The 2,061-nt window shown below is 66.5% G+C and carries 2 protein-coding genes; one reads left to right on the top strand and one right to left on the bottom strand.

Going from position 1 to position 2,061, the window contains the following annotated elements; translation table 11 throughout:
- On the bottom strand, positions 1-659 hold a 659-nt coding region (locus tag sphsw_RS11540; protein ID WP_042467120.1), incomplete at its 3' end, for a threonine ammonia-lyase.
- Positions 660-796: 137 nt separating this feature from the next.
- Between sphsw_RS11540 and sphsw_RS11535 the strand changes: the two genes are divergently transcribed.
- Positions 797-2,032 carry a type III PLP-dependent enzyme gene (locus sphsw_RS11535; protein WP_031440749.1) on the top strand — a complete coding sequence of 412 codons (1,236 nt, stop codon included), beginning with the start codon at positions 797-799 and terminating at the stop codon, positions 2,030-2,032.
- Positions 2,033-2,061 lie beyond the last annotated feature (29 nt).

The raw sequence follows: 2,061 nt of genomic DNA, 5'->3' as shown, positions 1-2,061 counted from the left end.
ATCCACGACGCTTCGAGGGACCGCCGCATGTCGTCCCACCCCTCGGGTTCGACCACCGTGATCGCCGCGTCCTTGACCGCGAGCGCGACCCCCGCCGCAAGCCCGCCGCCGCCGCACGGGACGATGATGCGGGAGGGCGACCCGAGGCCCAGCGCCGCCATCTGCGCATGCGCCTCGATCCCCGCGCTGCCCTGCCCCTCGATGATCCACGGGTCGTCGAAGCTGGGCACCAAAGTCGCGCCGCGCGCCTTGGCGAGGCGTGCGGCGATCGCCTCGCGGCTCTCGGTCGCGCGGTCATAGGCGACGACCTCCGCACCGAGCGCCAGCGTCGCGTCGCGCTTCGTGCGCGGGGCGTCCGACGGCATGACGATCGTCGCGGCGATACCGAGTCGCCGCGCCGCCCACGCCACGCCCTGCGCATGATTGCCCGACGAGAAGGCGACGACGCCGCGCGCGCGGATCTGATCGGGAATCGCGGTCAGCCGGTGCCAGGCGCCGCGAATCTTGAACGCGCCGACCGGCTGCAAGGATTCCGCCTTGAACGCGACCGCTATCCCCCGGATTTCGGCCACGAACAGCGGCGTCGGCGGCAGGATGCGCGCGATCTTCTCTGCCGCGTCACGGACCCCGGCCCGTGTCGGCTGTCGCAAAATCGTCACACGTCGTCTCCTGTGGTGCAGATGCTATTTACATGGGGGGCGAGCGCCCCTAAATCGCGCTTCCGCTGCCCCATGGGACTTCCAACCGCAAGGCAGTGTTTTCGTAATTTGTCTCAGGACATTGGAGGTCCCTTGAATTGGTCAAGCATCATATCGCGCTGGGGTTAGCGAAAGCCCATTCGACCGCCGACACTCCCCTCATCGGGGGCGGCATCGACATCGCTAAGGGGCGCCCGGTCAATCCGGTCACGCTCGTTCGTCCGCACGCTGCTGCGCGCGCCGCTCGGTTCTTCGTCGAGAAGTTCCCGGGCCGCTCGATGTATGCGGTAAAGGCGAATCCATCTCCCGAACTCCTGCAGATCCTGTGGGACAATGGCATCACGCATTACGACGTGGCGTCGATCGCCGAAGTGCGCCTGGTCGCGCGGACGCTGCCAGAGGCGACCCTGTGCTTCATGCACCCGGTCAAGGCCGAGGAAGCGATCGCCGAGGCGTATTTCACGCACGGCGTCCGCACCTTCAGCCTCGACAGCCTGGAAGAGCTGGACAAGGTCGTGCGCGCCACCCGCGAAGCCACCGACCTGACGCTGTGCGTCCGGCTGCGCGTGTCGTCCGAGCATTCGAAGCTGAGCCTTGCGTCGAAGTTCGGTGCCGCACCGCATGAAGCCAAGGAGCTGCTGTTCGCGGCCCGCCAGGCAGCGGATGCGCTCGGCATCTGCTTCCATGTCGGCAGCCAGGCGATGACGCCGGAAGCCTATTCGAACGCGATGGAGCGTGTCCGCGCGGCGATCGTCGAGGCAGCGGTCACGGTCGACGTGATCGACGTCGGCGGCGGCTTTCCGTCCTCCTATCCGGGGATGGAGCCTCCGCCGCTCGAGCGCTTCTTCGAGACGATCCACCGTGCGTTCGAATCGCTGCCCGTCAGCTATTCGTCCGAGCTGTGGTGCGAGCCCGGCCGGGCGCTGTGCGCGGAATATTCGTCGATCATCGTGCGCGTCGAAAAGCGCCGCGGGACCGAGCTGTACATCAATGACGGCGCGTATGGCGCGCTGTTCGATGCGGCGCATATCGGCTGGCGCTTCCCGGTCGAGCTGCTCCGCGAGCCGGACAGCCGTGCCAAGGACATGGAGTTCAGCTTCTATGGTCCGACGTGCGACGACATGGATCACATGGCCGGGCCGTTCCTGCTGCCCGCCGACATCCAGGCCGGCGACTATATCGAGATCGGCATGCTCGGCGCGTACGGCTCGGCGATGCGGACCGCGTTCAACGGGTTCGGATCGGACGAGACGGTGATCGTCACCGACGAGCCGATGGTCTCGCTGTACGACGAACGGTACCAGGACCTCGCGTCCAACGTCGTCACGCTGTAACCACTAGCTATTATTTCTACCGTCATTCC

It is taken from the genome of Sphingomonas sp. FUKUSWIS1 (genome assembly GCF_000733135.1).
GTDB lineage: Bacteria > Pseudomonadota > Alphaproteobacteria > Sphingomonadales > Sphingomonadaceae > Sphingomonas > Sphingomonas aerolata.
The sequence above is the reverse complement of the archived record's forward strand: the minus strand, read 5'-3'. Positions and strand labels throughout refer to the sequence as shown.